The sequence below is a fragment of the Gordonia sp. CPCC 206044 genome, assembly GCF_048537895.1.
Taxonomy (GTDB): Bacteria; Actinomycetota; Actinomycetes; order Mycobacteriales; family Mycobacteriaceae; genus Gordonia.
In genome coordinates this window covers 1-22,995 of the sequence record NZ_JBCLVL010000008.1, presented here as the reverse complement: position 1 = coordinate 22,995, position 22,995 = coordinate 1, and the positions used below count along the sequence as shown (strand labels likewise).

The 22,995-nt window shown below is 67.3% G+C and carries 18 protein-coding genes; 8 read left to right on the top strand and 10 right to left on the bottom strand.

Annotation, left to right across the window (positions count from 1 at the left end; genetic code table 11):
• Positions 1 to 41 precede the first annotated feature (41 nt).
• A complete protein-coding gene (locus AAFP35_RS14185; protein ID WP_419222277.1) occupies positions 42 to 860 on the top strand; it encodes a hypothetical protein in 819 nt (272 codons plus the stop codon).
• A 5-nt stretch (positions 861 to 865) separates the two neighbouring features.
• On the opposite strand, the gene AAFP35_RS14180 is transcribed toward AAFP35_RS14185, so the two are convergent.
• From AAFP35_RS14180 to AAFP35_RS14145, 8 genes are all read right to left on the bottom strand, one after another.
• Positions 866 to 1,933, bottom strand: coding sequence for a ferrochelatase (locus tag AAFP35_RS14180; RefSeq protein WP_419222276.1), 1,068 nt, complete (start codon positions 1,931 to 1,933; stop codon positions 866 to 868).
• Between the two features lies 1 nt (position 1,934).
• The gene (gene inhA / locus AAFP35_RS14175; RefSeq protein WP_419222275.1) at positions 1,935 to 2,768 is read right to left on the bottom strand and encodes an NADH-dependent enoyl-ACP reductase InhA; all 834 of its coding nucleotides are present in this window, start codon (positions 2,766 to 2,768) and stop codon (positions 1,935 to 1,937) included.
• A gap of 58 nt (positions 2,769 to 2,826) precedes the next feature.
• Positions 2,827 to 3,564 carry a 3-oxoacyl-ACP reductase FabG1 gene (gene fabG1, locus AAFP35_RS14170; RefSeq protein ID WP_419222274.1) on the bottom strand — a complete coding sequence of 246 codons (738 nt, stop codon included), beginning with the start codon at positions 3,562 to 3,564 and terminating at the stop codon, positions 2,827 to 2,829.
• A 53-nt stretch (positions 3,565 to 3,617) separates the two neighbouring features.
• Positions 3,618 to 4,586, bottom strand: coding sequence for a VWA domain-containing protein (locus AAFP35_RS14165; protein ID WP_419222500.1), 969 nt, complete (start codon positions 4,584 to 4,586; stop codon positions 3,618 to 3,620).
• Between the two features lie 13 nt (positions 4,587 to 4,599).
• On the bottom strand, positions 4,600 to 5,538 hold the full coding sequence (locus AAFP35_RS14160; RefSeq protein ID WP_419222273.1) for a DUF58 domain-containing protein: 939 nt from the start codon (positions 5,536 to 5,538) through the stop codon (positions 4,600 to 4,602).
• Positions 5,525 to 6,709 carry an AAA family ATPase gene (locus AAFP35_RS14155; protein ID WP_419222272.1) on the bottom strand — a complete coding sequence of 395 codons (1,185 nt, stop codon included), beginning with the start codon at positions 6,707 to 6,709 and terminating at the stop codon, positions 5,525 to 5,527. The genes AAFP35_RS14160 and AAFP35_RS14155 overlap by 14 nt, the downstream gene beginning before the upstream one ends.
• 146 nt (positions 6,710 to 6,855) lie before the next feature.
• Positions 6,856 to 8,391 carry an NlpC/P60 family protein gene (locus tag AAFP35_RS14150; protein WP_419222271.1) on the bottom strand — a complete coding sequence of 512 codons (1,536 nt, stop codon included), beginning with the start codon at positions 8,389 to 8,391 and terminating at the stop codon, positions 6,856 to 6,858.
• A gap of 341 nt (positions 8,392 to 8,732) precedes the next feature.
• On the bottom strand, positions 8,733 to 9,350 hold the full coding sequence (locus tag AAFP35_RS14145; RefSeq protein ID WP_419222270.1) for a DUF6676 family protein: 618 nt from the start codon (positions 9,348 to 9,350) through the stop codon (positions 8,733 to 8,735).
• Between the two features lie 489 nt (positions 9,351 to 9,839).
• Here AAFP35_RS14145 and AAFP35_RS14140 point away from each other — a divergent pair, with 489 nt between their 5' ends.
• The 5 genes from AAFP35_RS14140 to AAFP35_RS14120 all read left to right on the top strand — a co-directional run bounded on the left by AAFP35_RS14140 (position 9,840) and on the right by AAFP35_RS14120 (position 18,427).
• Complete coding sequence (locus AAFP35_RS14140; protein WP_419222269.1) at positions 9,840 to 12,659, top strand: aconitate hydratase; 2,820 nt, start codon at positions 9,840 to 9,842, stop codon at positions 12,657 to 12,659.
• Between the two features lie 15 nt (positions 12,660 to 12,674).
• Entirely contained in the window at positions 12,675 to 13,247 is a 573-nt protein-coding gene (locus AAFP35_RS14135) for a TetR/AcrR family transcriptional regulator (protein ID WP_419222268.1), read from the top strand.
• 67 nt (positions 13,248 to 13,314) lie between these two features.
• The gene (locus AAFP35_RS14130) at positions 13,315 to 14,955 is read left to right on the top strand and encodes a GMC oxidoreductase (protein ID WP_419222267.1); all 1,641 of its coding nucleotides are present in this window, start codon (positions 13,315 to 13,317) and stop codon (positions 14,953 to 14,955) included.
• Between the two features lie 186 nt (positions 14,956 to 15,141).
• On the top strand, positions 15,142 to 16,674 hold the full coding sequence (locus AAFP35_RS14125; protein ID WP_419222266.1) for a GMC oxidoreductase: 1,533 nt from the start codon (positions 15,142 to 15,144) through the stop codon (positions 16,672 to 16,674).
• A 202-nt stretch (positions 16,675 to 16,876) separates the two neighbouring features.
• Positions 16,877 to 18,427: an acyl-CoA synthetase gene (locus tag AAFP35_RS14120; protein ID WP_419222265.1), complete on the top strand. Its 1,551-nt coding sequence runs from the start codon at positions 16,877 to 16,879 to the stop codon at positions 18,425 to 18,427.
• Between the two features lies 1 nt (position 18,428).
• Here AAFP35_RS14120 and AAFP35_RS14115 read toward each other — a convergent pair whose 3' ends face one another.
• A complete protein-coding gene (locus tag AAFP35_RS14115; protein ID WP_419222264.1) occupies positions 18,429 to 20,057 on the bottom strand; it encodes an ABC-F family ATP-binding cassette domain-containing protein in 1,629 nt (542 codons plus the stop codon).
• Between the two features lie 110 nt (positions 20,058 to 20,167).
• Here AAFP35_RS14115 and AAFP35_RS14110 point away from each other — a divergent pair, with 110 nt between their 5' ends.
• Both AAFP35_RS14110 and AAFP35_RS14105 read left to right on the top strand, forming a co-directional pair.
• Entirely contained in the window at positions 20,168 to 20,938 is a 771-nt protein-coding gene (locus AAFP35_RS14110; RefSeq protein ID WP_419222499.1) for an SDR family oxidoreductase, read from the top strand.
• 4 nt (positions 20,939 to 20,942) lie between these two features.
• Positions 20,943 to 22,037 carry a lycopene cyclase family protein gene (locus AAFP35_RS14105; RefSeq protein ID WP_419222263.1) on the top strand — a complete coding sequence of 365 codons (1,095 nt, stop codon included), beginning with the start codon at positions 20,943 to 20,945 and terminating at the stop codon, positions 22,035 to 22,037.
• 3 nt (positions 22,038 to 22,040) lie between these two features.
• Here the strand turns inward: AAFP35_RS14105 and AAFP35_RS14100 are convergent.
• The coding region (locus AAFP35_RS14100; protein ID WP_419222262.1) for a DUF222 domain-containing protein at positions 22,041 to 22,995 on the bottom strand (955 nt) is incomplete at its 5' end.

Below are 22,995 nucleotides of genomic sequence, written 5' to 3'. Positions count from 1 at the left end.
GTGCACCACGATCTGACCGCCTCGCCTATCGTGGATGACCTATGACCAGTACCGATCTCTTCGTCTCCGGCCCGCCCGCGTGGCCGGGCTGTGCACTGGGCTCATGGTCGGCGGCGTGGCTCGGCGGACGTTGCGCCCCCGACGATGTCACCGACACCCTGACCGAGTTCGCTGCCCGCCACGAGGTCGTCGATCCCGGCGGTGTGCTGATCGTCGATCCGGTCGACGACGGACGGCTGACCCTGTTGACGCTGTTACGTCGTGCCGGCCGCATCGAGGTGCGCCTGCCCACCGCGGGGGATCCGCAGGGTCTGCCACCGGACCCGGCGACCAGCGCGGCACTCGACGCAGGCGAGATCGTGCTGCTGCACGATCACACGGGCACCGACTCGACCATCGGTCTGGTGCCGACGCTCGACGGTGACACCTGCCGGTGGAGCGCGTACCGATTTGGCTCGCCGGTCGCCTTCCGACAGGCCGAACCCCTCGGCCAGGTGGAATACGATCTGCGCGAGGCGATTCGGGAGACCGCGTCACTGATCGGCGAGCTGGGCGCGGGGCCGGTGCCGCTGAGCGGGCCGGAGCTGCGCACCGCCTTGGCCGCGCTCACGGCACGCCACGAGGTGATCCTGCCGCCGCACGACGACTCCCGGGCGACCCGGGTGATCGACTCCGCCGCGAAGGTGGAGGCGATCGTCGCCCTTGCCGGCCTGCAGGCGCCGACCTTCGGTACCACCGCACGCCATGTGGACAGCGGTGATCTACGGCTGCGACGACTGGCGGCGCTGGCCCGCGCGACCCGGGCCACCGCCGTCAACCGGGTCATCGACGAGTACACGGCCGCCGCGGACGCCGGCTGATCGACTCAGGCCGTCGTCGCAGGCCGCGGCCGGCTCACGGGGACGCAGCAGTCCCGGCGGCATGTGCTGCCGTTGTCGCCACACCCCAACGCCTGCAGGTCTCCCCCGCCGTCGGCGTAGCGGTCGACGAGATCGGCGATCATCTCGATGAAGCGTGGGTCGGTACCGACGGTGTCGGCGCGTTCGAGTTCCATGCCGAGACGATCCGCGGTCTGCACTGCCTCGTTGTCGAGGTCCCAGATCACTTCGAGGTGATCGGAGACGAAGCCGACCGGCGCCACGACGACCTGTGTGACCCCTTGGGCGGCAAGGTCTTCCAGATGGTCGCAGATGTCGGGGGCGAGCCACGGGATCTGGGGGGGCCCCGATCGGGACTGCCAGACCTGGTCGAACTGTCCGGATCCCACGCGTGCCGCGATGTCGGCCGCCGCCGCATGGACCTGCCCCGAATACAGACCGCCTCCGTCGGCCGCCGGCCCGGAGGCGCGGTCTGCCGAGAGCGGCACGGAGTGGGCGGTGAACACCAGCCTCGCCTCCGCTGCGCGCCGAGGTAGCCGCGCGCTCGCCCGTCGCACCGCGTCCGCACCGGCCTCGAGGAACGCCTCGTCGGTGCAGTACTGCGGGAGTTTGCGCAGCAGCACCGGGTCGTCGCGACTGGCAGGCTCCCGCTCTGCCAACGCGTTGACCGCGCGGGTGATGTCCTCGTGGTACTGACGACAGCCCGAGTATCCCGCCCACGCCGAGGTCGGGAACACCAGGATGCGCCGATGACCGTCCCGGTACATCGTGGTGACCGTGTCCTCGATCATCGGATGCCAGTTCCGATTGCCGAAGTACACCGGCATGGCGCGGTCGCGTGTGGCCAGCTCCGACCGGAGTGCCTCGATCATGTCGAGATTCAGCCGATTGATCGGCGACACCCCGTCGAAATGCAGGTAGTGCTCGGCGACCGCCTCCAGACGCTCGCGAGGGATGCCGCGGCCGCGGGTGACGTTCTCCAGGAACGGCAGGACGTCGTCGGGCCCGTCCGGTCCGCCGAAGGACAGGAACAGGACCGCGTCGAAGGGGGCCACGTCAGTCCAGGAAATTGTCCGGGAACCAGGTGTTGTGGCTCGCGCCGCCGTCGACGTAGACGATCGAACCGGTGGTGCCCGGCAGCCAGTCCGACAGCAGGGTGCACACGCTGGTGCCGACGACCTCCGGGTTGTTCACGTCCCACCCGATGGGCGACGCACCGTCCCAGTAGGTGTTGAGCATGTTCAGCTTCTTGGCATCGTCGGTGGCCGTGCCGGAGATCGCCTTGGCTGCAAGGGTTTTGATCGGACCGGCGGCCACCAGGTTGGACCGCACACGCTTGGCGTTGCCGACCTCACGGGCGACGTAACGGTTCACCGACTCCAGCGCGGCCTTGGCCACACCCATCCAGTTGTAGTCGGGAAGTGCGGTGCGCGGATCGAAGTCCATACCGACGATGGAGCCGCCCTCGTTCATCACCGGCAGCACGGCACGGGCCAGCGAGGCGTAGCTCCAGGCGGAGATCTCGAACGACTTCGCGACGTCGGGGCCGGGACCTTCCAGGAACGGCAGCGCGTCGGGCCCCATCAGGGTGCGCGGCGCGAATGCGATCGAGTGGACGACGCCGTCGACACCCTCGGGTGCGAGTTCGCGCACCTTGTCGGCGAGCGCCCCGAGGTAGTCCTCGTTGGTGACGTCGAGCGGGATCGCCGGCGGCACCTCCTGCGGAAGGCGCTTGGCGATGCGGTCGATCAGTCGCAGGCGTTCCGGGATGCCGGTGATGAGCACCTTCGCGCCCTGCTCCTGGGCGATCTTCGCGGTCGAGAATGCGATGGAGGCATCGGTGATGATGCCCGTGACGAGTATGGTCTTGCCCTCGAGAATGCCGGTCACGCTCAACTCCTAGAAGCTCGAATGTCGTCGGATGTCAGTATGTCCGGTCGATACCGGGTCAGTTGCCCATTCCCATGCCACCGTCGACGGGGACGACCGCGCCGGTGATGTAGGCCGCCTGATCGGACGCCAGGAAGCTGATCGCGGCCGCGACGTCCTCGGGCTTGCCGGTCCGTCCCAGCGGGATGGCCTGCTTGGCCATCTCGATGTACTTGTCCTCCATCGCCGCGGTCATGTCCGTGTCGATGAATCCCGGGGCGACGACGTTGGCGGTGATGTTGCGCGAGCCCAGCTCTCGGGCGATCGACCGGGCCAGACCGATCACACCGGCCTTGGAGGCCGCGTAGTTGGCCTGTCCGGGGACGCCGGACATCGCGACGACCGAGCCGAGGAAGATCATCCGCCCCCACTTGGCCCGCTGCATGCCCTTGGTGGCGCGCTTGGCGCACCGGAACGCGCCGGTGAGGTTGGCGTCGATGACGTTCTCGAAGGATTCCTCGGACAGGCGCATCAACAGCATGTTGTCGGTGATACCCGCGTTCGCGACCAGCACCTCCACCGGTCCCTGATGTTCGGCGACCTCGTCGAAGGCACGGTCGACCGACGCGGAATCGGTGACGTCGCACTGCACACCGAACAGACCGTCGGGCGCTCCGGATCCACGATGGGTCACCGCAACCTTGTGTCCGTCGGCCGCCAGGCGCTGTGCGACCGCGAGTCCGATCCCGCGATTGCCACCGGTCACCAGGACCGAACGTGACGCCTGGGCCTGCTGGGCTTCGTTGCTGTCTGCCATGGAGGACAACCTATCCGTTCGTCACTTGTCGTCTGTCACTGCGGGGTTGCGCGTCAGGGCAGTCGCCGGTTGATGGCCAGCGCGGCGAACGCCGAGAGCAGCGCTAACAAGGTACCGGCGATCAGCCACGGCCGGGAATTGTCCCCCCTGCGTTTCTCGTAGCCGATCTGCTGCTGGAGCGTCTCGTACACCTTGTTGAGCTCGTCGAGGCTGGCAGCGGTGAAGAACTGTCCGCCACTGAGATTCGCGATCTTGCGCAGCGACTCGTCGTCGACCGGGACCGGGACCTGATCGCCCTCGAGGTCCACGGTGCCGCCCATCGTGCCGAAGGAGATGGTCGAGACCGGGATCTTCTCTTCCTTCGCCTTGCGGGCCGCGGTGAAGGCTCCTCGTGGATCGTCGGGGTCGTCGGGCACGGTCTCCTTGCCGTCCGAGAGCAGTACGACGCGCGCGGGTGGCGCTGCCTCGTCACCACCGAGCACGGCATTGAGCGTCTTGATCTGCTGGATGGCGGCGAAGATCCCCTCACCGGTCGCGGTCTTGTCGTCGAGGCGGAGCTTGTCGACGGCAGCCCTGGTCGCGTTGTGATCCGGCGTCGGCGACACCAGCGTGGATGCTGTTCCCGCATACGAGATCAGGCCCAGGTTGATGCCGTCGGTGAGCTCGTCGGCGAACTTGCGGGCCGCGTCCTGGGCGGCCTTGATCCGCGAGGGCGCCACGTCGGTCGCGTTCATCGACCGCGACACGTCCATCACCAGGATCACCGTCGCCTTGTTGCGCGGGACCTGGCGATCTGCCTGCGGACCGGCGACGGCCACCACGAGCAGGATCAGCGAGACGAGCAGCAGCGCGATCGGAACGTGCCGCCACCGATTGCGCTGCTCGGGTGCGACGCGGTTGAGCAGATCGAGATTGGCGAACTTGAGGGCACGTTTCTGGCGGAGCCGCTGCACGTAGACGTACGCGGCGCCGAGGACGGCCACGACCAGCAGGAGCAGGAGCCACCACGGGCTCGCGAGTATCGACACCGGCAGCTCACCCGACCCCGGCGGCCAGGCCACGCCTGCGTTGCGCGACGAACCGGACAGTGTCGGAGATCCAGTCACGGTCGGTGCGCAGGCTCAGCACGGGCCCGCCGCAACTACGCACCGTTCGATGCACATTCTGCTGGTGCGCGCGGGCGGCGGCGGCGAAGTCACGTCGCACGGCCGGGGTGACGGTGATGTCGCGGACCTCACCGGACTCGGCGTCGGCCAACGTGACCTCGCCGATGTCGGGCAGTTCCAGATCGCGCGGATCGAGGACCTCGACGGCGAGCAACTCGTGATGGGAGCCGATCGCACGCAGCGACCGTTCCCAGTCGATGGGGCCGAGGAAGTCGCTGATCACCACGGCGAGCCCGCGTCGACGCTGCGGGCGACGCAGCGCTTCGATACCCGCGTGGAGGTCACCGCGTACCCCGGTGCCTGCCCGCCGGGTGGTGGCGATCGTCTTGAGCAGGTTCTGCGCGTGCGCGCGGCCGCTGCGGGCCGGCACGCGGACGAGCTGATCGCCGGTCACCACGATCGCACCGTGGCGGTTGCCGCCGCCCGAGGTCAGATGCACCAGCGCCGCGGCAGCCGCGACGGCGAGATCACGTTTGGTGCAGTTGACCGTGCCGAAGTCCAGGCTCGCCGAGACGTCGACGACCAGCCAGGTCTCGAGTTCGCGGTCGGCGATCATCTGCCGGACATGCGGCTGGGTGGTCCGGGCGGTCACCGACCATTCCATGCGTCGGATGTCGTCACCCGGCTGATATGGGCGCGCCTCTCCTGGCTCCGATCCCGGCCCGGGGATCAGACCGAGATGTTCTCCTTGCAGGACACCGTCGAGTTTGCGCCGCACGGTGAGTTCCAGCGTCCGCAGCGCAGCCGTCAACTGCGGCTCGGACAGCAGGCCGGCACCGAGCGACGGCAGGTCGCTATTGGCCGGCATACCGTGGCGTCGCCTGGTTCACCGCGGCCCCGTTCGCCTGCTGTGACGAACCTTGTTGCGGTGAATTCTGTTGCGGTACCGGCTGATTCGGGACCTGCGGCCCGGGCGCACCCGTCGGGTGGCCACCCACGGTCACCTGTTGCGCACCGACCTGCGGCAGGCCGACCGTCTGCAGCACACGCGTGATGACCTGATCGGCATCGACCTCGTCGGCGAGGGCGTCGTAGCTGAGCACCAGACGGTGGCGGAGCACGTCCGGGATGATCTCGACGACGTCCTGCGGAACGACGTAGTCACGACCGCGCACCAGCGCGAGGGCGCGGGCCGCGGCGACGATGCCGAGCGTGGCACGCGGCGATGCACCGTAGGACAGCCAGGCCGCGACATCGGACAACCCGAGTTCTGCGGGACGTCGGGTGGCGTTGATGACACGCACGACGTAGTCGACGAGTGCGTGGTGCACGAACACCGTGGCGGCGGTGCGCTGCAGGCGGATCATCGTCTCCGGATCCAGGATCTGCGAGGCCGTCGGCGCCACATTGCCCATCCGATAGACGATCTCGCGTTCTTCCTCGACCGACGGGTAATCGACGAGCACCTTGAACAGGAAGCGGTCACGCTGCGCTTCGGGCAGCGGGTAGACACCTTCGTTCTCGATGGGGTTCTGGGTGGCCATCACGAGGAACGGGTCGGGCATCGGATACGTGGTGCCGCCGATCGACACGTGCCGCTCGGCCATCACCTCGAGCAGTGCCGACTGCACCTTGGCCGGTGCACGGTTGATCTCGTCGGCGAGCAGGAAGTTCGCGACCACCGGACCGAGCTCGGTGTCGAACTCTTCACGCCCCTGGCGATAGATCCGGGTACCGATGAGGTCGGTCGGCACGAGGTCGGGCGTGAACTGCACGCGGGAGAACGATCCGCCCACCACTCGCGCAAAGGTCTCCACGGCGAGGGTCTTGGCGACGCCGGGGACGCCCTCGAGAAGGATGTGGCCGCGGGCGAGCAGGCCCACGAGGATGCGCTCGACGAGCTGATCCTGCCCGACGATGACCCGTTTCACCTCATAGATCGCTCGTTCCAGCAGCTTGACGTCGGCGTCGGACAGCGTCACCGATCCGTCGGAACCGGCTGCGCCCGCGGTCTCGGCAGAGGGATGCGAAGAGGTCAAGCGGTGCTCCTGTTCATGCACGTGCTGCGCGGCTGATTGGGCACTGGGCCCGTGTCGTGGTGCCAGCCTAGTCGCGTTGACTGAAATCCGGCCAAGAAGGTCGTCCGGTGTCGCGGGCGGACATGTTCACGACCGCGACGACCGGCTCAGAGCAGCCGCACCACGTTGGGCATGGCACCTGCGGTCCGTACCGGCGACACCTTCACCACCGACCCCGACTCCGGGGCCTCGACCATCTTGCCGTCGCCGAGGTACAGGGCCACGTGCTGGCTCGCGTTGGGCCCGTAGAAGATCATGTCGCCGCGCTTCATCTGCGCCAGCGGCACCTGCGGACCCGACGTGTACTGGTAGCCGGTGTAATGCGGCAGGTCGATGCCGACACCTGCGAAGGCGTAGATCATCAGACCCGAGCAATCGAATCCGATCTTGTTGTAGTCGCCGTAGCTGTCGGCGACACCGCCGTCGCGGATGCCGCGGGTCGGACCGTTCGCATCCCCGCCACCCCAGGCGTAGGGCACGTTGAGTTGCGAGAGCGCCCGGTTCACGCTGATCTCGATCGCCTGCGGGCCACGCAGTCCGGGTCGGACCATGCCGCCGCCACCGGAGCTGCCGAACAGTGTGCCGAGGCTGCCCGTGCTCAGCGCGGAGCTGAGCGAATCCGGTCCGCTGCCGGTCATGTCCGAACCGCCCACGCCGAGTTCGTCGAGGAGTTGGGAGTGCGGGACCTGTTGGCGGCCGACGACACCGGCGAGCACCTTCTGGCCGACGTCGACGGCGAGCTTGGCCGCCGCCTCGGCGGCCACCGCGAGGGCCTCGTTGTCGCCACCTGCCGACGGCGTACCGGGCGGCACCGGCGCCGATGGCGCGCCGGGCGACTCCGGGAAGAGGTTCTTCAGCAGATCCGACGTTGTGGTGTCGGCCTGCTTGCGCGGGACCACGCCCCGCATCTTGTCGAGGGAGGCCTGCACCGAGTCGCGCTTGCGGACCAGCTTCGACCGCCGCTGCTGCTCGGAGGCGGCAACCTGCCGGGCCTGGGTCACCGCGGCCAGGGCGTCGTCCTTGCGGGTGGCGGCGCTCTTGGTGGCGAAGGTGGCCTGCCGACGGGTGGCCTCGACGGCGGCGACCCGATTCGCCTTCTGGTTGCGCGCGACCTGCAGACGCTGGATCGCGTCCTGCTGTTGCTTGCCGAGGCGATCGATGACCGTCGCACGGTCGAGCACCGACTGAGGGTTGTCCGAGGACACGTAGTTGGCCATCGACCCCTGCCCGCTGCCCTGCCGGTAGACGTCACGAGCGAACTCGTCGAATCGACGTTGGGCTGCGGCGACCTCGCGCTCGGAGGACTTCAGCGATCGTTTCGCGGAGGCCTCGGCGACGGTGGCGAGCTTCTGGGCCGCGACCGAGTTCTGGTAGTCGACGAGCGCTCGGTTGACGTTCTCCTGCTTGATCGCGACCGCCTGGTCGAGATCGGCGATGTTCTGATTGGCCTTCGCGATCTGATTGATGAGCGCCGAGGCGCCGGACTGAGTCTTCTTCGGGGCTCCCCACGCCTGCCCGGCCCCGAGCACCGTGAGCACGACGATGACCATGAGCGCGCAGAGGCGTGCCGACGGCCGTACCCGGCCCGCTCGCCGCGCTGCCGGTGGTCGCCCGCGGACCACAGCGGTATTCCCTCGCCTCACCAGAACTCCCTCGTCGTTCGGGGGGAGATGCCCCGTCACTCCCGCACCCGTTGCGTAGCGGCGCGGACCGGCTGTTCGACGCTGCGCGCGCTCCGCACCATCCATCACTCGGGGTGCCCCTAACCACTTGGACACCACGTGCGACAACAGAACCGTACGTCACATCGGACACAGGGGAAAACAGTCGTCACGAATTACATTGGCGTGATTACCTGCGAAAATGCCGTGAACAGGTCAAAGGACCCACTGAGCGAGGAGGTCTCGAATTCGCAACAGAATCGATCGCGCCGACCGAGCGGCGGTCGACGCGCAGACGGACCGGCGACAGGCCGATCGGCGGGCTACGGGAGGTCGCGTGAGAGGTCGTGCGTGCCGGGTCCGGCCGCACTGGCGGAGAGATCGTCGGCACCCTGCGACGACGCGTCTGCGACAGATTCCGAGCCGCTGCGCTTGCGCAGCGACCGCATCCGCGCGACGACGGCGCCGACCACCACCACGGCGATCAGCACGAGGGTGATCGCCGTCCAGTTCAGCGACGGTTCCTGCATCTGATCCCACATCTGCTGCGCGGCGGCAGGCGGATTGGTCAACGTGAGGTCTTGGGTCGCCTCTTCTTGCTGGACCCGACTGAAGTACGGCGAGGCACTGCCCACCGAATTGGGGCCGAGCACGATCACCGTGCCACCGACCTGTGATTGCAGCTCGGTCGCGATGTCCCGGTAGTAGGTGAACTTCACCGGGTCGCCGAACACGACGAAACTGACGTCATACCCGTCGGCCTTGGCGTGGGCGACCACCTCGCGCAGACCGGCGACCTGATCGGCCGGCGCGGCCACGCCGTCGTCACGGACGTCGGCGAGCAACGACTTCATGTCCACGTTCGTGGCGATGACGGCCTCGGCCGGCTCCCCCGACGTCGGGATCGCCAGCACACTCTGCGTCGTCGCACCCGGACTCATCTGGCCATCCTCACATCGATCCACACCAACGGGCGTATCCACCCGGGTCGTGTCGGACCGCGGGCGACCAGGTTTCGCGGGCGTGAAATTCGCGCGCACACCTCTGGGCTCGCGAAACCTCCTGCAGCACCGTACGACAGAATGGGATCGTCTGGAGAACGCGGGCCGAAGTCGAGGGTCCGATGTACGCCCGACGAGGTGGCGCCCATCGGAGGCCAGCTTGTTAACAGTACGGACGTACTGTTAACATGGTGCTGTCGTCACCGCGCCCGGATCGATACTGCCGCTCGATCCTCCCGACCTGGTGACAGCCACCGCAACGAGGGAACCCGTTGCACGACGCCGACGCAGCCCGTCGGCACCACGGTCAGAGTCGGCGAGCATGCGGCGCTTGCCGACCGACCGAAGCGGTCCGTCCGGACACCGACGTGCGGACCTACAGATGCAGGCCGGCGCAGCCCGCCGGCACACGAGGAGAGTGGATTACACGTGAGTATCGATTCCTTTGGCGCCCGCGGAACCCTGGAGGTGGGCGACAACTCGTACGAGATCTACCGGCTGGGTGCCGTCGAGGGCACCGACAAACTTCCCTATGCGCTGAAGGTCCTCGCGGAGAACCTGTTGCGCACCGAGGACGGCGCCAACGTCACCAAGGCGCACATCGAGGCGATCGCCAACTGGGATCCGAGTGCCGATCCGAGCACCGAGATCCAGTTCACCCCGGCCCGCGTCATCATGCAGGACTTCACCGGCGTCCCCTGTGTCGTCGACCTCGCGACGATGCGCGACGCGGTCAAGGAGCTCGGCGGCGATCCCGACAAGGTCAACCCGCTCGCGCCCGCCGAGATGGTCATCGACCACTCGGTCATCATCGAGGCCTTCGGCAATGCCCAGGCCTTCGAGCGCAACGTCGAGATCGAGTACCAGCGCAACGAAGAGCGCTACAAGTTCCTCCGTTGGGGCCAGGGCGCGTTCGACGACTTCCGCGTCGTCCCGCCGGGCACCGGCATCGTCCACCAGGTGAACATCGAGCACCTCGCCCGTTCGGTGATGGTGCGCGACGGCATCGCCTACCCGGACACCTGCATCGGCACCGACTCGCACACCACCATGGAGAACGGTCTCGGCGTCCTCGGTTGGGGCGTCGGCGGCATCGAGGCCGAGGCCGCGATGCTCGGCCAGCCGGTGTCCATGCTCATCCCGCGCGTCGTCGGCTTCAAGCTGACCGGCGCCACCAAGCCGGGCGTGACCGCGACCGACGTGGTCCTCACCATCACCGACATGCTGCGTAAGCACGGCGTGGTCGGCAAGTTCGTCGAGTTCTACGGCAACGGCGTCGCCGAGGTGCCGCTGGCCAACCGCGCCACCATCGGCAACATGAGCCCCGAGTTCGGTTCCACCTGCGCGATCTTCCCGATCGACGGCGAGACCATCAAGTACCTGGAACTGACCGGTCGCTCCAAGGAGACCCTGGATCTGGTCGAGGCCTACGCCAAGGAACAGGGCATGTGGCTCGAGAAGGACGCCACCGAGGCCCAGTACTCCGAGTACCTCGAACTCGACCTCGCCGACGTGGTGCCGTCCATCGCGGGCCCGAAGCGTCCGCAGGACCGTATCGAGCTGTGGGACGCGAAGAACGCCTTCCGCAAGGACATCCACAACTACGTGGAAGAGGGCAACAGCCCGGCCCACAACGGCGTCGACGAGGCCAACGAGGAGAGCTTCCCGGCCTCCGACGCCCCGTCGGTGAGCCCCGACGCGGCCAAGCTGTCCTTCGCCGAGGACGACGCCGCACCGCTGCACTCTGCCGCCAAGGGTGCCGAGGGTCGTCCGTCCAAGCCGGTCAAGGTCTCCTCCGCCGAGCGCGGCGACATGATCCTCGACCACGGCATCGTGACCATCGCGTCGATCACCAGCTGCACCAACACCTCGAACCCGTCGGTCATGCTCGGTGCCGGACTGCTCGCCAAGAAGGCGGTCGAGAAGGGCCTCACCTCCAAGCCGTGGGTCAAGACGTCGATGGCCCCGGGTTCGCAGGTCGTCACCGGCTACTACGACAAGTCGGGTCTGTGGCCCTACCTGGAGAAGCTCGGCTTCTTCCTCGTCGGCTACGGCTGCACCACCTGCATCGGCAACTCCGGCCCGCTGCCGGAGGAGATCTCGCAGGCGATCAACGACAACGACCTCACCGCCACCGCGGTGCTGTCGGGTAACCGCAACTTCGAGGGTCGTATCAACCCCGACGTCAAGATGAACTACCTGGCGTCGCCGCCGCTGGTCATCGCCTACGCACTGGCCGGCACGATGGACTTCGATTTCGAGACCGACCCGCTCGGACAAGACGCCGACGGCAACGACGTCTTCCTGAAGGACATCTGGCCCTCCAACGAGGAGATCCAGGAGACCATCGCCAGCTCGATCTCGGCCGAGCAGTACGCGCAGGACTACGCCGACGTCTTCAAGGGCGACGAGCGGTGGCAGAATCTGCCGACCCCTGCGGGCAAGACCTTCGAGTGGGACGACGAATCCACGTATGTCCGCAAGCCTCCGTACTTCGAGGGCATGGCTCTCGAGGCGGCTCCGGTCAGCGACATCAAGGGTGCCCGGGTGCTCGCCAAGCTCGGCGATTCGGTGACCACCGACCACATCTCCCCCGCGTCGACGATCAAGCCCGGCACACCCGCCGCGCAGTATCTCGACTCGCACGGTGTGGCACGCAAGGACTACAACTCGCTGGGCGCCCGCCGCGGTAACCACGAGGTGATGATCCGCTCGACCTTCGGCAACATCCGTCTGCAGAACCAGCTGGTGGACGTGGCCGGTGGCTACACCCGCGACTTCACCCAGGACGGTGCTCCGCAGTCGTTCATCTACGACGCCGCGCAGAACTACGCCGCGCAGGACACCCCGCTGGTGGTGCTCGGTGGCAAGGAGTACGGCACCGGTTCGTCGCGTGACTGGGCCGCCAAGGGCACACGCCTGCTCGGCGTGAAGGCGGTCATCACCGAGAGCTTCGAGCGCATCCACCGCTCGAACCTGATCGGCATGGGCGTCATCCCGCTGCAGTTCCCCGAGGGCGAGTCGCACAAGTCGCTGGGCCTCGACGGCACGGAGACCTTCGACATCAGCGGTATCGAGGAACTCAATGCGGGTACCACGCCGGAGACCGTGCACGTCACCGCGACCAAGGCCGACGGCTCGGTGACCGAGTTCGACGCCAAGGTCCGCATCGACACCCCCGGTGAGGCCGACTATTACCGCAACGGAGGCATCCTGCAGTACGTGCTGCGCAACATGATCAAGAGCTGATGGGGAGCAACCGAAGTGCCCAAGGTCAGTGATGACCGGCTAGCCGCGCGCCGTCGGGAGATTCTCGACGGCGCGCGGCATTGCTTCGCCGAGTACGGCTACGACGGTGCCACCGTCAAGCGCATCGAGGAATCCACCGGGCTCTCGCGCGGAGCCATCTTCCATCATTTCCGCGACAAGGAAGCGCTGTTCCTCGCACTCGCGCAGGAAGACGCCGAACGCATGGCCGACGTGGCCGCCGAAGAGGGTCTCGTGCAGGTGATGCGTGACATGCTCGCGCGCCCACAGGATTTCGACTGGCTCGGCACCCGACTGGAGATCGCGCGCAAGGTGCGCACCGATCCCACCTTCCGGAAGTCGTGGCTCGCCTACTCCGCAGACGTGGAGCAGGCGACCCTGCGGCGCCTGGAACACGGACGTGAGACCGGCAGGCTCCGCGACGATGTGCCGACCGAGGTGTTGGTCAAGTACCTCGATCTGGTCCTCGACGGGCTGATCACCCGGCTCGCCACCGGCCAGCCGACCAGTGACCTCACCGCCGTTCTCGACCTTGTCGAGGAGTCGGTGCGAGTCCAGCGGTCCGACTGAACGGGCGCCGCACCACGCAGTTTCGGATTTCAGCGCCACTTCAGGTTGCCGCCGATATGGTGATCTGGTGAACTCGCGTGCCGAGTCGAGCGACTCGACGGACGGTCGGTTATCGCGCCGCACCCTGTTGCGCGGCGCTGTGGTCGGTGCCGGCGGGATCGCTGCCGCGGCGTTCGCGTCCACGCATGGAGTCGGTTCCGGTCACGCCGCACCGGGTCGGTCGGCCATCGTCATCGGTACCGGATTCGGCGGTTCGGTCGCCGCACTCCGATTGGGTCGGGCGGGATTCGCCACCACCGTCTTCGAACGAGGCAGGCGCTGGCCGATTCGGTCCGACGGCAACACCTTTGCGACATTCGTGGCACCCGACCAGCGCGCAGCCTGGTTCGGTAGCCCGGCGGGCGCCACCTACGCCGCCGCGATCCCGGTACCGCCGTACCCCGGCGTCCTCGACCACGTGATGGGCAACGGACTCGAAGCCGTCTACGGAGCCGGGGTGGGCGGCGGGTCGCTGGTGTTCGGGTCGTTCACGCCGGTTCCGCGGCGACAGGATTTCGAACGTATCTTCCCCGCGGCCGCCGACTATCCCGACCTCGCCCGCACGTATTACCCGCGGGCGAAACGCGAGTTGGGGGTGTCACCGTTGCCGACGGACATCCTCGCGCACCCGAACTACATCGGTGCGCGCTCGTGGCTGTCGGTGGTGTCCCGCTATGGCGCGCAGCCACACTTCTTCGACTTCGCCATCGACTGGGATCTCGTGCGCGCCGAGTTGCGCGGCGCACGCCGACCCGGGGTCACCATCGGCGATCTCAGCTACGGCGTCAACAGCGGAGCCAAGAAGTCGCTCGATCACACGTTGCTGCCCGCGGCCGAGCGAACCGGCAACGTCGTCATCAAGCCGATGCACGAGGTCTTCGACATTCGGGAACGTCCGCGCCGCAAGGGGTTTGCCGTCTCGGCGCGTGTGCTCGACGATCAGGGACGCACCCTGCGGGTGGTGACCGCGGAGGCCGATCACCTGTTCCTGGCCGCGGGGTCATTCCACACCACCGAATTGCTCGTCCGAGCCCGTGCGTCGGGGGTCTTGCCCAGGTTGTCGCCGCGCATCGGCGACGGTTTCGGCGGCAACGGCGACTTCCTCACCACACGTACCAACCCCTATGAAGACTTCGGCACCGTCCAGGGCGGACCGGGATACGCCCGAATCTACGAGGACGACCTGCCGGGCGGCCCGGTCTCGATGGTCTACCAGGCCACCCCGATACCCGCCCCGTTCGGCCGTACGCTGACCACCCACCTGGTGCAGGTGCACACCGATGAACGCGGCAGCATCGACTACGACCACGCGACCCGGCGGGGTGTACTCAACTATCCGTTCCCCGAGGGACGCAGCGTTCTCGACCGCCGCAGCAACGCCTTCATCCAGCACTTCCACGAACGGACCGAGACGCGATTCGGACGGCCCGCCAACGGAATCCCCGTGTCGTCACGACTCACCGGCTTCGGTTCCGCGAGCACCTACCACGGGCTGGGCGGAGTGGTGATGGGCGTGGCCGCGTCGATGGACGGCGCGGTGCGCGGATACGAGAACCTCTACGTGGTGGACGGTTCCTTCGTGCCCGGCGCGGTCGGACTGGTCAACCCGTCGCTCACCATCACCGCCCTGGCGGAGCGCACGATGGACCGTTTTCTCGCACTGCACTGAACCGGCTGCAGTGTGGTGAAGTCATCGCTCGCGTGTGTGATCGACGCAATACAACCTCGGGAAGATAGGTATTCCTACCCTTAGTCGGCTGCGCTACTGTCGGCGAGTGAATTCCGACATCCTTCGCACCGCCCCGATCTCTCGCCGCACCGCCTGCAGTCCGCCATCGGGCTCGGCGCCCTCGGGATGCTCGCCGGCACGGCCGCAAACGCATCTGCCGCACCGGCCAACGGCAAGACCGCCATCGTCATCGGCACCGGGTTCGGCGGTAGCGTCGCCGCACTGCGCCTGGGGCAGGCCGGGTTCACCACGACCGTGTTCGAACGTGGACGCCGGTGGCCGATCCGTCCGGACGGCAACACCTTTGCCACCCTGACCGCCCCCGACGGGCGTGCGGCCTGGTTCAGCGACACCGTCGGCGCCACCGCAACCGTGGGGCTTCCGGTCAACCGCTATCCCGGCATCCTCGACCGGGTCAAGGGCAACGGCATCGATTCGGTGTACGGCGCCGGCGTGGGTGGGGGTTCCCTCGCCTTCGGGTCGTTCACTCCGGTTCCCCGCAAGCAGGACTTCCAGCAGGTCTTCCCGGGCGGCGCAGGCTACGACGAACTCGTCGGCACCTACTATCCGCGGGCCAAGAAGATGCTCAACGCATCTCCCCTGCCTGCCGACATCATGGCGCATCCGCGCTACGTCGGCACCCGGTCGTGGCTGGCAACCGTGCGCCGTTACGGCAAGGAGCCCGTCGTCTTCGACTACGCGATCGACTGGGACATCGTCCGCGACGAACTCTCCGGTCGGGCTCGTGCATCGATCATCAACGGCGAGTTGGGCTTCGGCGTCAACAGCGGCGCCAAGAACTCCACCGACCGCAATTACCTCCCCGCGGCCGAACGCACCGGCAACGTGACCATCAAACCTATGCACGAGGTGTTCGAGATCCGGCCGCGTTCGCGGCGGGCGGGATTCGTCGTCAAGGCACGCGTGATCGACGATGCACATCGGACAGTTCGCGTCGTGACGGCCGAAGCCGATCACCTGTTCCTGGCCGCGGGCTCGTTCCACACCACCAGGCTGCTCGTCGAGGCACGTGCCAAGGGCACCCTGCCCCGACTGTCCCCCAGGATCGGCGAGGGCTTCGGCGCCAACGGCGATTTCCTCACCGCACGAACAGCATTGAGTGACGACTACGGCGCCGTGCAGGGCGGCCCCGGCTTCGGCCGTGTGTACGAGGACGACATGCCCGGTGGACCGGTGTCGATGGTCTACCACTCGACCCCGCTGCCGGCGCCGCTCGGCAAGGCCGCCACCACCAACCTCATCCAGGTGCACAGCGACGAACGCGGCAGCATCGATTACGACCATGCGACCCGCTCGGCGGTGATCAACTACCCGTTCCCGGAGGGCAATGCCCTCGACAAGCGTGGTGCGGCCTTCGCCGAACGGTTCCGTCAGCGCGCCGAGGTCCGACACGGCCGCCCCGGCGGGATCCCGCTGTATGCACGTGCGATGGGCTTCGGTTCGTCGAGCACCTATCACGGTCTCGGTGGTGTGGTGATGAACCGCGCGGCCTCCTACGAGGGCGCAGTACATGGATACGACAACCTGTACGTGGTCGACGGTTCGTTCGCCCCGGGTGCGGTGGGCTTGGTCAACCCGTCGCTGACCATCACGGCCCTCGCCGAGCGCACCATGGACCGGTTCGTCGCATCGCACTGACGTCGTCGCACGCTTTCGCCCCTCGCGCCGGCGCACCCTCCCAGCGGCGCAACCCTGTCAGCGGCGCAAACACCGGCCCATAGGTTGTGGCTACCCCTCCGGCAGGTGAAGACGAGGGTAAACACCCACCAGCCCCCTGGGCTCCGATCGATCGCTCGGTATAGCATCGCAGCACATTGTTCTGTCGAGTGAGGAGTATCACTTGTTCCCTGGTGTCTTTGCCCAGTCCACCCCGGAGAAGCCTGCCGTCATCCGGGCTTCCACCGGCGAGCAGCTCACGTATCGGGAGCTCGACGAGAACTCCACCCGGATCGCGAATCATCTCGAGTCGCTCGGCTTGCGTCCGGGCGACACGATCGCGATGATCTCGCAGAACGACCTGCACATGTTCGAGGTCTACTGGGCTGCTCTGCGCAGCGGTCTCTACATCACCGCGATCAATCATCACCTCACCGCGGCGGAGACCAACTACATCCTCGACGACTGCAATGCCCAGGTGGTCTTCGCGGGTGCCTCGGTCGCCGCCGCGGTCGCCGACACCGACGACATCGCGGCACTGAGCCGCCCGGGCCATCGTCTCGCCTGGGGCGGTGAGATCCCCGGTTTCGACAGCTACGAGAAGGCGTTGGCCGACGCCTCTCCCGCACCGCGCACCGACCAACCGCGCGGCACCGACATGCTCTACTCGTCGGGCACCACCGGACGGCCCAAGGGCATCCAGACACCACTGCCGCAGGGCCAGGTCGATGAGATCCCCGACAGCTACACCGCGATTTTCGCCCCCATGTACGGCTTCGACGACACGGCCGTGTACCTGTCCCCCGCTCCGCTGTATCACGCTGCGCCGCTGCGATATTGCGGGGTCACGAACTCTGTCGGCGGCACCGTGGTGTTTCTCGACAGGTTCGATCCCGAGGCCGCGCTCGCAGCCATCGACAAGTTCCGCGCCACGCACAGCCAGTGGGTGCCGACGATGTTCATCCGCATGCTGAAGCTGCCCGAGGACGTCCGCGGCCGGTACGACGTGAGCAGCATGAGGCTCGCCGTCCATGCAGCGGCTCCCTGCCCCATCGAGGTGAAGCGGGCAATGATCGACTGGTGGGGTCCGGTCATCCACGAGTACTACGCCTCGACGGAGGCGGCCGGGGCCACGTTCATCGGTCCACAGGAGGCGCTCGATCATCCGGGGTCGGTGGGCAAACCGTTGCTCGGCGTGGTGCACGTCTGCGACGAGGACGGCGCCGAGTTGCCGACCGGCGAGGTCGGGATGGTCTACTTCGAACGCGACGAGATCCCGTTCGAGTATCACAACGATCCGGAGAAGACCCGGAGCGCACAGCACCCCCGGCACCAGAACTGGTCCACCACAGGCGATGTCGGCTACGTCGACGACGAGGGCTACCTCTATCTGACCGACCGCAAGGCGTTCATGATCATCTCCGGCGGTGTGAACATCTACCCGCAGGAGGCCGAGAACGTCCTCGTCGGCCACCCGGCCGTCTACGATGTCGGCGTCATCGGTGTGCCCGACGACGATCTCGGTGAGGTCGTCAAGGCATGCGTCCAGCTCGATCCCGCGTTCTCTCCGTCTCCGGAACTCGCCGAGGAGTTGATCGCCTTCACGAAGGACAACCTGGCGGCGTACAAGGCACCCCGCACCGTTGACTTCGTCGACGACCTGCCGCGCACACCCACCGGGAAACTGGTGAAAGGCGAACTGCGCAAGCGTTATTGGCCGCAGCCGACGGCATAGGTCAGGCGAGTTCGATGAGCTCCTGATACTCGTCGGACCAGTGGTCCTCGGTGCCGTCGGGCAGCAGGATCACCCGTTGCGGGTCGAGTGCGGCAGCAGCGCCGGGGTCGTGCGTCACCAACACCACGGCCCCGGTGTAGCTGCGCAGCGCGTCGAGCACCTGCTCTCGCGAGATCGGGTCGAGGTTGTTCGTCGGCTCGTCGAGCAGCAGGACGTTGGCCGCCGACGACACCAGACCGGCGAGTGTCAGTCGGGTCTTTTCACCGCCGGACAGGGTGCCTGCCGGCTGTTCGAGCTGGGCGCCGCTGAACATGAACGCGCCCAGGAGCCCACGCAGATCCTGTTCACCGGCGTCGGGTGCGGCGTGGCGGATGTTCTCCCAGACGGTCGCCATGTCGTCGAGCGTGTCGTGTTCCTGCGCGAAATAGCCGATCTTGAGGCCGTAGCCGGGATCGATCGTCCCGGTGTCGGCCGACTCGGCACCGGCGAGCAGTTTGAGCAGCGTCGTCTTTCCCGCACCGTTGAGACCGAGCACGACCACGCGGCTGCCCTTGTCGATCGCGAGGTCGACACCGGTGAAGATCTCCAGCGAGCCATAGGCTTTGGTCAGGCCGCTGGCCATCAGTGGGGTCTTTCCGCAGGCCGCGGGTTCCGGGAACCGGATGCGTGCGGTGCGGTCGGCCACCCGCTCTTCGTCGAGGGCGTCGAGCATCCGATCGGCCCGCTTGAGCATGTTCTGCGCGGCGGTCGCCTTGGTCGCCTTGGCGCCGAGCTTGGCAGCCTGGGCACGCAGGGCGCCCGCCTTCTTCTCGGCGTTCGCACGTTCGCGACGACGACGCTGTTCATCGGTCGCGCGGGCGTCGAGGTAGCGCTTCCAGCCCATGTTGTAGATGTCCGCCTCGCCGCGGACGGCATCGAGGAACCACACCCGATTGACCACGTCGGCAAGCAGATCGACGTCGTGGCTGATCACCACGAGACCGCCCTCGTGATTCTGCAGAAAGCCGCGCAGCCAGGTGATGGAGTCGGCGTCGAGGTGGTTGGTCGGCTCGTCGAGCAGCAACGTCGTGTCGGACTTGCCGGAACCATCGGACGCGGAGAACAGGATGCGAGCGAGTTCGATACGGCGACGCTGACCGCCGGACAGCGTGCGCAGCGCCTGCCCGAGGACCCGGTCGGGCAGCCCGAGGCTGTGGCAGATGCGTGCGGCTTCGGACTCGGCGACGTAGCCGCCGAGTGCGGAGAACCGTTCTTCGAGCTGTCCGTACTTGCGGACGGCCTTGTCGCGGACGCGGTCGTCGGCCGCCTCGGCCATCAGCGCCTGCTGCTTTTCCATGTCACGCAGGATCGAATCCAGGCCGCGTGCCGAGAGCACCCGATCCTTGGCCAGGACGTCGAGGTCGCCCTCCTTGGGATCCTGCGGCAGATAGCCGAGATCTCCGCTGCGCACGATGGAGCCTGCGTACGGTTCGGTCTCGCCTGCGAGGATGCGCAGCGTGGTTGTCTTGCCGGCGCCGTTTCGGCCGACGAGCCCGATTCGGTCGCCGGGTTGGATGCGCAGGGCAGAGCCGGGCGCCGACAACAGGGTCCGAGCGCCCGCTCGAACCTCCAGGTCGGTCGCGGTGATCACGACGGACCAGTCTACCTGCGCCCCGCCACCTGATTTTCCATCCGAGGGCGTACCCCCACGGGCGGACGACCGATACCGTGTGACACGTGACCGAACCCACACTGACGCACATGCATACCGACCTGTCCGGGAAGTCCGCGCTCGTCACCGGCGCAAGCCGCGGCATCGGACTCGCCATCGCCACCGAGCTGGCCCGACGTGGCGCCTCGGTGGTGATCACCGGACGCAAACCCGAGCCGTTGGACGAGGCCGCAGCCGGCATTCGCGAGGTGGTGGCGGGCGCTGCGGTCACCGCGTGCCCGGGCAACACGGGTGACGAAACTCACCGCGCCGAGGCCGTCGCGGCCACCGTCGCGCAGGGCGACGGTATCGACATCCTGATCAACAACACCGGTATCAATCCCCTGTTCGGCCCACTCATGGACGCCGATCTCGGTGGGTTCCGCAAGATCTTCGACACGAATGTCGTCGCCGCCCTGGGATTCGTCCAGGAGGCATTCCGTGCCGGCATGCGCGAACGCGGAGGTGCGGTGGTGAACATCTCCTCGGTCGCCGGGATCCGTTCCACCGGCCTCATCGCCGCATACGGAGCCTCCAAGGCGGCGCTGATCCGGTTGACCGCCGAACTCGCCTGGGAGCTCGGGCCGGCAAACATCCGGGTCAACGCGATCGCCCCGGCCATCGTGAAGACCAAGTTCGCCAAGGATCTCATCGCAGGCGACAACGAGGCACGCGCGTTGAAGAGTTATCCGCTCGGCCGACTCGGCGATCCCGACGACATCGCACGCGCGGCGGCATTCCTGGCGTCGGAGGAGTCGTCGTGGATCACCGGGCAGACGCTCGGCGTGGACGGCGGCATGCTGTCCACCGGGAACATGTGATGCGGTGACCGATGTGGTGGTGGTCGGCGCAGGCCCGTCGGGTCGCGCGCTGGCCCACCGGCTGCTGCACCGAGGTGTGGACGTCTGTGTCGTCGATGCGAATCCGTCGCGGAGATGGACGGCCACCTACGCCGCTTGGACGGACGACCTGCCGGATTGGCTGCCCGCCGGTTCGGTTGCGACTCAGGTTTCCTCGGTGCAGATCCGGACGCCTGGAGCGATCGAGGTGTCCCGCGGTTACACCGTCCTGGACACGGCCGGCCTGCAACGCGGGCTGACGATCGACGGCGCACGCACGATCGTCGAGCATGCTGCCGATGTCGGTGCGGATCGAGTGATCACCGCGTCCGGGGTCGAGCTGAGAGCCTCCACCGTGATCGACGCGCGCGGCATACACGGCGGCGCGATCCGCCAAACCGCCTGGGGGGTCGTGGTTTCCCGCACCCAGGCGGCACCGGTGCTCGACAGCGCCGACGCCATCCTGATGGACTGGAGCCCGACCGAGCAGGACGACGACGACCGTCCGTCGTTTCTGTATGCCGTGCCCGTCGGCGACGATCGCGTGCTGTTGGAGGAGACCTCCCTGGCGGGCGCCCCACCGATGCCGATCTCACGTTTGCGCCGCAGATTGCGGGCGCGCCTCGCCGATCGTGCCGTCACCCCGCTCGCCGACGAAACGGTCTCCTTCTCGTTGGTCGGCGCGCCGGCACCGTGGCGGTCGCGGCCCTTGCTGTTCGGGGCGCGGGGCGGTCTGATGCATCCCGCGACCGGGTACAGTGTCGCCGCATCACTCACCGCCGCGGATCGGATCGCTGAATGTGTTGCGGCAGGACATGATCCGATTTTCGCCCTGTGGGCTCGTCCGGCCCGGACGGTCTACCGACTGCGGCGGGTCGGGTTGTCGGCGTTGTTGTCGTTGGACGCCGAGCAGACCCGTCGTTTCTTCGAGGTGTTCGCCCGGCTGCCGGTCGACCGGCAACGCGCATATCTGTCGGGTCGAGACGACCTCACCGGCACCTTGCGCGCGATGACCAGCCTGTTCGCAGGCGTCGATCAACGCACGCGGTGGCACCTGGCCCAGGCGGTCCTGCATCCCTGACTCTCAGAACGGTGCTGGTCCGTCGATGTGATGCCGTCGGCGGTTGCGGCTCCTCTCGGCCCGTCGTCGGGCATGTTTGTTCGCCACCCGGGTGCGTGCCCGGGTGGGCTGGTCGGTGTCGAGGATGCGAGGCCGATGCGGCGGTGCATGCGTGGGCGCTTGAAACCGGATACGCCGTAAGCCCGGGAACAGGTCCTCGTTGGTTTCGGCCTCACCCACGATGACCAGGCCTTCGGGCGTGGTGAACTCGGTGTGCAGGCGACCGTCCAGGTCGCGGTATTGGTCATCGAGCCAGTCGCCGAACGTCTTTCGACCATGATCGAACCGGCACTTGATGTTCATGCCCTCCGCGGAGGTGTGACCACCCCGCGCCGGATCGTCGTGGTCATACTCGGTGACGTGATCGGCATCCGATCGCCAGGCCGAGGTCTCACAACCGGGTTCGACGCACACACCGTCACGGATACGCAGGAGAGTATCCAGGGCGGTGGAGGGTCGGTACGGGTTCGACGGCAGATGCGCCGGAAGGATGTAGGTCCCGTCGCTGTCGGGTTGCGTGCCCGACGGGACGAGAGGTTTGACCACAGCGTCCGGTCGGCCCGCGATGTCACGCACGTGTTCGGCGGAGATGACACCGTGCCCATCCATATAGGCCGGATGGTCAGCCGCACCCGCCAGAGTCGATTCATCACACACGACATGGATGACCGCCGTGCTGTCGACCGGCGGGATGGTGCCCGGCTCCGGGATCTGCGCGGTGCACTCATCGTGGCCGCACAAGCACTCGAACCTTGTGCCCGACAACAGCGCGAACATCGCATCCGAGGCACGCTGCGGCTTCGTGCGGCCATCATGCTCACACACGGCATCGGCCAGCGCGGTGACCGCGGCGGCGGCGATGCGCACGTTTTCCGCGGCCATCAGGCCGGTGATCATCGCCGTACCGTCATCACGCGGG

What these genes read in the sequence shown, in the direction of transcription:
- fabG1 (WP_419222274.1), bottom strand. Translation starts at nt 3,564, where the DNA reads ATGGCAGACAGCAACGAAGCCCAGCAGGCCCAGGCGTCACGTTCGGTC.
- AAFP35_RS14160 (WP_419222273.1), bottom strand. Translation starts at nt 5,538, where the DNA reads ATGCCGGCCAATAGCGACCTGCCGTCGCTCGGTGCCGGCCTGCTGTCC.
- AAFP35_RS14110 (WP_419222499.1), top strand. Translation starts at nt 20,168, where the DNA reads ATGCATACCGACCTGTCCGGGAAGTCCGCGCTCGTCACCGGCGCAAGC.
- AAFP35_RS14145 (WP_419222270.1), bottom strand. Translation starts at nt 9,350, where the DNA reads ATGAGTCCGGGTGCGACGACGCAGAGTGTGCTGGCGATCCCGACGTCG.
- AAFP35_RS14125 (WP_419222266.1), top strand. Translation starts at nt 15,142, where the DNA reads ATGCTCGCCGGCACGGCCGCAAACGCATCTGCCGCACCGGCCAACGGC.
- AAFP35_RS14185 (WP_419222277.1), top strand. Translation starts at nt 42, where the DNA reads ATGACCAGTACCGATCTCTTCGTCTCCGGCCCGCCCGCGTGGCCGGGC.